This window comes from Bacillus sp. LR_5 (assembly GCF_042709275.1).
This window is the reverse complement of sequence record NZ_JAVAXX010000351.1, coordinates 1-5,879: the sequence shown is the minus strand read 5'-3', so window position 1 is coordinate 5,879 and position 5,879 is coordinate 1. Positions and strand designations below refer to the sequence as shown.

General features: G+C 42.2%; 8 protein-coding genes. 2 read left to right on the top strand and 6 right to left on the bottom strand.

What is annotated here, in order from left to right; translation table 11 throughout:
• Positions 1 to 950: GMP reductase (guaC, locus tag RAC86_RS34315; RefSeq protein WP_377886599.1), on the top strand; the 950-nt coding region annotated here is incomplete at its 5' end.
• A gap of 73 nt (positions 951 to 1,023) precedes the next feature.
• On the opposite strand, the gene paiB is transcribed toward guaC, so the two are convergent.
• The 6 genes from paiB to RAC86_RS34285 all read right to left on the bottom strand — a co-directional run bounded on the left by paiB (position 1,024) and on the right by RAC86_RS34285 (position 5,536).
• Positions 1,024 to 1,647, bottom strand: coding sequence for a protease synthase/sporulation negative transcriptional regulator PaiB (gene paiB / locus RAC86_RS34310; RefSeq protein WP_069322868.1), 624 nt, complete (start codon positions 1,645 to 1,647; stop codon positions 1,024 to 1,026).
• A gap of 23 nt (positions 1,648 to 1,670) precedes the next feature.
• Positions 1,671 to 2,189, bottom strand: coding sequence for a spermidine/spermine N(1)-acetyltransferase (paiA, locus tag RAC86_RS34305; RefSeq protein ID WP_042974570.1), 519 nt, complete (start codon positions 2,187 to 2,189; stop codon positions 1,671 to 1,673).
• Positions 2,190 to 2,530: 341 nt separating this feature from the next.
• Positions 2,531 to 2,893 carry a HesB/IscA family protein gene (locus RAC86_RS34300; RefSeq protein ID WP_003244166.1) on the bottom strand — a complete coding sequence of 121 codons (363 nt, stop codon included), beginning with the start codon at positions 2,891 to 2,893 and terminating at the stop codon, positions 2,531 to 2,533.
• A gap of 78 nt (positions 2,894 to 2,971) precedes the next feature.
• Positions 2,972 to 3,826: a diaminopimelate epimerase gene (gene dapF / locus RAC86_RS34295; RefSeq protein ID WP_377886597.1), complete on the bottom strand. Its 855-nt coding sequence runs from the start codon at positions 3,824 to 3,826 to the stop codon at positions 2,972 to 2,974.
• 122 nt (positions 3,827 to 3,948) lie between these two features.
• The gene (locus RAC86_RS34290) at positions 3,949 to 5,163 is read right to left on the bottom strand and encodes a NupC/NupG family nucleoside CNT transporter (RefSeq protein WP_003228710.1); all 1,215 of its coding nucleotides are present in this window, start codon (positions 5,161 to 5,163) and stop codon (positions 3,949 to 3,951) included.
• Positions 5,164 to 5,299: 136 nt separating this feature from the next.
• Positions 5,300 to 5,536 carry a YuzB family protein gene (locus RAC86_RS34285; protein WP_377886595.1) on the bottom strand — a complete coding sequence of 79 codons (237 nt, stop codon included), beginning with the start codon at positions 5,534 to 5,536 and terminating at the stop codon, positions 5,300 to 5,302.
• A 262-nt stretch (positions 5,537 to 5,798) separates the two neighbouring features.
• Here RAC86_RS34285 and RAC86_RS34280 point away from each other — a divergent pair.
• A partial coding sequence (locus RAC86_RS34280) for a hypothetical protein (protein WP_377886600.1) occupies positions 5,799 to 5,879 on the top strand: 81 nt, incomplete at its 3' end.

Here is a 5,879-nt window from a genome sequence, read left to right as displayed (position 1 = left end):
AGCTAATTCCTGCAAAATGCATTGTAAATAGCCGTTCAGAATGTGATACATCCGTACGTTTAGGCGGACGTACATTTAAATTACCCGTCGTCCCTGCCAATATGCAGACGATTATAGATGAAAAGCTAGCGATTCAATTAGCCGAAAATGGCTACTTTTATGTCATGCACCGATTTGAGCCTGAGACACGAATTGATTTTATTAAAGATATGAACGCACGCGGGTTATTCTCTTCTATCAGCGTGGGCGTCAAAGATGAGGAGTATGAATTTGTCCGCCAGCTGGCAGAAGAAAATCTGACTCCTGAATACGTGACAATTGACATTGCTCACGGGCACTCAAATGCTGTCATTGAAATGATCCAGCACCTTAAAAAACATTTGCCGGACAGCTTTGTTATTGCTGGCAATGTCGGAACGCCAGAAGCGGTCAGAGAGCTTGAAAATGCGGGAGCGGATGCCACTAAAGTCGGCATCGGACCGGGAAAAGTATGTATTACGAAAATCAAAACCGGCTTCGGCACAGGCGGCTGGCAATTAGCAGCGCTGCGCTGGTGTGCCAAGGCTGCCAGCAAACCGATTATCGCGGATGGCGGCATCCGCACCCATGGCGACATCGCAAAATCAATCCGATTCGGCGCAACGATGGTCATGATCGGTTCACTATTTGCCGGACACGAAGAGTCGCCAGGCCAAACGATCGAAAAAGACGGAAAGCTTTACAAGGAGTACTTCGGCTCAGCCTCTGAATTCCAAAAAGGCGAAAAGAAAAATGTCGAAGGCAAAAAAATGCACGTGGCGCATAAAGGCTCAATCAAGGATACACTGATTGAAATGGAGCAGGATCTTCAATCTTCTATTTCTTATGCAGGCGGAACAAAACTTGACGCCATCCGCAATGTGGATTATGTGATTGTGAAGAATTCCATTTTTAATGGGGATAAATATTAATCATAAAAAAACGCCAAGTCAGCGGTTCTCCGCTTGAGTTGGCGTTTTCTGCTACTTCTTCAGCAAAGTAAGCTTATATTTGCTTTTTGAATTTATCTTCCATCAGTTCTGCCATTTGTTTTGCATTTGGATTTTCTTCATTTTGCAACTGTTCAATGATGTTCATATAATCCGTTTCATTGCGGTTCTGGCTTAATTTATATGCCGCTTGAATGTCTTCCACCTTAATCTTAAATCCAACGATACCTTTCAATTCACGTTCTAAGAGTTTTGGAGAAAGCTTATCCCATAACACAGGATTGTCACGATGTTTTTCGTATTTCTCCAGCATGATTGTTAATTCTTCTGCTAATTCATCTTTCTCTAACATACTTGCTTTTCCATACATGTGGACAGCCTGATAATTCCACGTCGGAACATTTTCGCGCGAATACCAGGAAGAAGAAATATAAGCGTGCGGTCCCTGAAACATCACAAGCACATCTTCACAGGCTTCAAACGTTCTCCACTGAGGATTTCCATAAGCGAAATGCCCCGTAATATAGTAATGATCATCTTTTTTATTGAATCCTAACGGCAAATGTGTGGCAATTGGTTTTCCTTGTTCTGTTGTGACAATCGTACCAAAGGAGTTTTCTTGTACAAAATTCCAAATTTCTTCAGCATTTGTGACTTTAAAATATTTTGGAATATACATCATCATCCACCCTTCGAAAAATATTATATGAGTGTTTTAGCCATGATTAAATCCGTTTGCTCTTCATCACCCATATAAAAAGAGTGGGCGCCGGTCTGAACAAACCCCATTTTCTTATAAAAGGCAATGGCATTTTCATTTTTTTCCCACACACCTAGCCAAATGTTCTTTTTATTACGTTCCAGCGCAATTTCTATAGCTTTATTCAACAGATGTTTGCCAAGCCCATGTTTTTGAAAGCTGTTCTTTATATAAATTCTCTCGATTTCAAGTGATTCAGCACCCATTTCTTCAGACTGAGCATCATCGATATTGACCTTTACATATCCAGCGATTTCATGATCAAAGTAAACAAAAAAGAATTGCGAAGACATATTGGATAACTCTTTTTCCAGCTGCTCAGTGTTAAATGCGCTTTCTAAATAGGCTTTCATATTTTCAGGTGAGTTCTGTTCTTTAAAAGTGTCATTGAATGTTTCAATACTCAATTGTTGAAGTGTTTGTAAATCTTCCCGGCTGCATTTTTTTATTTTTACACTCATTGTTCGGATTCAGCCCCCTCTATTTAAAATTCAATTGTCTTGTGTCCCTTTTTAATATATTTAAACACGGAACAGATACTGACCTTGTTACCATTCCAAAAATCTTCTTCATCATCAACTCCCTATCGTGATTTTGTTGTAAATACAATAAAATATACTCTGCATTAAATATAGCGTAACTTTGCTGTATTTACAACAAAAAACCAAACAACAAAGCAGAGTTTCTCTTGCCTAAGTCCCCGGTAGTCTCTGCATCATTTCCCCATAATAAAAACGCCTCCCTTAACGATGATTTATCGCTAAGAAAAGCGTCATTAATAGTTGCTATCCGTTTTTAGTGCCTAGCACTCTTCAGGCTTGCCTGCATTCGTTGCTGTTCTGAACGAAGAACCGCAGCCGCATGAAGCGATGGCGTTTGGATTGTCGATGGTGAAGCCGCCGCCGAGCATGGATTGTTTATAATCAATCACGGTGCCGTTCATGATGTCAAGGCTTTCTTTGTCAACTAGAACAGTGATGCCGTGCTGATCAAACACACTGTCTGATTCACTCTTTTCATGCTCAAAGCCCATGCCGTAAGAAAGTCCGCTGCAGCCGCCGCCTTTGACGCCTACACGCAGAAACGCGTTTTCTTCTTCATGCTCTTTCATCATATCTTTTATATGCAAAGCAGCTGCTTCTGTAATTGTTACCGGGTTGCTCATCATTGTGAACCTCCTTTTAAAAACCGGTTGCTGTCTTTTATTATAAACATGATCGTTCCAATTCTCAAACAAGGTGTTTTACAAGAAATAGACACCCTCACAAACGGTTTCAGCCGGCCCTGTCATCATTACATGGCCGTTATCTTTCCAGTTTATCACCAAATCCCCGCCTGCTAAATGTACCGTGATGTCTTGATTTTGCTTTGATACGCCGTTTAGTACAGATGCGACTGCCGCTGCACATGCTCCTGTCCCGCATGCCTGAGTAATCCCTGATCCCCGTTCCCAGACGCGGAAATGCAATTCTTGTTCATTCACGGTTTCAACGAATTCCACATTGATGCCTTCCGGAAATCTCGGATCTTTCTCAATCACCGGTCCCAGTGTCGTTAAGGGTGCCTGTTCAATGTCTGCGATCGGAAAAACGATATGCGGATTTCCCATTGAAACGGCAGTGCCTGTTAGTTCTACTTCACCAAATGCCATCGTTTCATTGATTGTGTGCTCTTCCCCGCCGTCAAGCATCGGAAGCTCGGATTTTGTCAAGCGCGGCTCGCCCATATCGACAGTGACCACATTCACTTTTCCGTTTTCGACTTGAACCTCCGCTTTCACAAGCCCGGAGAGAGTTTCAATCAGAAAAGATGTTTCCTCAACCAGCTTATGCTCATATGCGTATTTTGCGACGCAGCGCAGGCCGTTGCCGCAATTTTTCCCTTCAGATCCGTCATTATTAAAAATCCGCATTTTAACAGGCGCTTGGTCTGATGGGCATATCAGGATCATTCCGTCCGATCCGATCCCTGTATAAACAGAAGAAACCTGAATTGCAATCTCTGACAGTTTTTCTTCTGGAAGCTGTTCTTCAAATTGATTCACATAAATATAACTGTTTCCCAGGCCGTGCATTTTGGTAAATCGAAATGAGTTCATAGGTGCCTCCAACTTTTTTTCTTTTTCTTAGTATAAAAGCTATTATAAGCGGACACAATACAATTATCCCCCGTTTTTCATACATAAAAGCTCCTTGCACTGACGCAAGGAGCTTTTATCGTTTATATAAACATGCCGGCAATGGCTGCGCTGAGCAGATTGGCTAATGTTCCTGCAAGAACAGCCTTCAGGCCGAGACGCGCGATATCTGAACGGCGGCTGGGTGCTAATCCGCCCAGCGTACCAAGCATAATCGCAATTGATGAAAAATTGGCGAATCCGCATAACGCGAAACTGATAATGGTAGCAGTTTTCTTAGAAAACTCGCCGATGTGCGGACCGAAGTTAGAATAAGCGACAAACTCATTCAGCACCAATTTCTGGCCGATATAGCTTCCCGCCTGCAATGCTTCATGCCAAGGCACGCCAATCAAAAAGGCGATAGGAGAAAACACATAGCCGAGAATGGATTCTAATGTTACGCCTTTTAAACCGAACAAGCCGAAAGCCCCGCCGAGAATACCGTTTACTACAGCGATTAACGCAACAAACGCAAGCAGCATCGCCCCAACGTTTAACGCTATTTGCAGTCCTGTTGACGCTCCCTTTGCAGCTGCGTCAATGACGTTGGCTGCGCCTTCGCCTTCATCCATTTTGAAATCGCTTTTTACGGTTTGCGTTTTTTCCGTTTCGGGTATAATCAATTTACCAAAGACTAGTCCAGCTGGAGCAGCCATAAAGCTGGCCGCCAGCAAGTATTCAATCGGAATACCAAGAAGCGCGTACCCAAACAAGGTAGATCCCGCAACTGCCGATAGACCGCTCGTCATAATCGTAAACAACTCAGAGCGCGTCAGCCCGGCAATCAGGGGTTTGATCACTAACGGAGATTCTGATTGTCCTACAAAAATATTGGCAGCAGCCGCCAGAGATTCCGTTTTGCTTGTTCCAAGGAGCTTCGACAATCCGCCGCCAATGACACGGAAAACGAGCTGCATGATTTTCAAATGATATAAAACTGCAATCAGTGCTGAGAAGAAAATGATAACGGGCAGTACACTTAATGCAAAGGCCGGACTGTCTCCGACCTTTAGAAGCGGTCCAAAAATAAAACTGATGCCTTCATTCGCATAGTCAATCAGAAGCTGTACACGGCTTGAAAACCATAAAAAAACAGCGCGTCCCGCTTCCCATTTCAACACGATGTATCCAAACGCCACCTGTGTGCATAAACCAACGATGACGGTTCTTATCTTAATATTGCTTTTCTTTTCTGAAAATAAAAACGCGATAGCAATGATCGCAACTGCGCCCAGCAGCCCCCACAGAACATTCATGAATACTCGTACACCTCTTAAATTTTATTTAAAAAAATATCTTTTATACGATAACAATAATATTTTTTGATGTCTACACATTTTTTTAGTTCTTTTGTACGGCAAAATAAAAAAGGGCCTGTCCAGGCCCTTTTCTTTAAAACATTGGATTTTCTTCAATAAAGGTATATATATTCTCAACAAGCTCAGCAGGCGTTTCACCCATGACGACTTCTCCGTTTACCAGAGCGAAAAGCGATTCCATGCATGTCCCGCAGTAGCTTAAGCAGCCATATTCAAGGACATCAAGGTTGGGATCCTTCTCCAAAATCTCCCGGGCTTCCTGAGAGCCGTGAGCCAGATTGCTGACACAAAATTCAATCATTGGATTCATGCGGTTTCACCTCACATATGTCCATTATCGCGAATTTTTCACTATTCGTCAAAGACAACGGATGATTCAAAATTTATTATCGTAACATATTATTTCTCAAATAACGTTTTACTAATTTGTGTTTTCAGGCTAAATTGTAGGTTATTTTGAAACTATTATTGTGATTTTAGATCAAATTCGATATAATTCTAGATGTTATTTTACATAGTTCGTATTTTCTTCAATGTGTCTATCATACTCTTCGGATTAAAGGGGAATTCAAATGAAAAAATTGGTCTTGATCGGCGGAGGTTACGGGAACATGCGTGTTCTTCATCGCTTATTGCCAAACCAGCTGCCTGAT

Excerpts from the sequence above, each read along its gene's own strand:
- paiB (WP_069322868.1), bottom strand. The coding sequence starts at position 1,647 with ATGTATATTCCAAAATATTTTAAAGTCACAAATGCTGAAGAAATTTGG.
- RAC86_RS34300 (WP_003244166.1), bottom strand. The coding sequence starts at position 2,893 with ATGAGCAACCCGGTAACAATTACAGAAGCAGCTGCTTTGCATATAAAA.
- RAC86_RS34285 (WP_377886595.1), bottom strand. The coding sequence starts at position 5,536 with ATGAATCCAATGATTGAATTTTGTGTCAGCAATCTGGCTCACGGCTCT.
- dapF (WP_377886597.1), bottom strand. The coding sequence starts at position 3,826 with ATGAACTCATTTCGATTTACCAAAATGCACGGCCTGGGAAACAGTTAT.
- paiA (WP_042974570.1), bottom strand. The coding sequence starts at position 2,189 with ATGAGTGTAAAAATAAAAAAATGCAGCCGGGAAGATTTACAAACACTT.
- RAC86_RS34290 (WP_003228710.1), bottom strand. The coding sequence starts at position 5,163 with ATGAATGTTCTGTGGGGGCTGCTGGGCGCAGTTGCGATCATTGCTATC.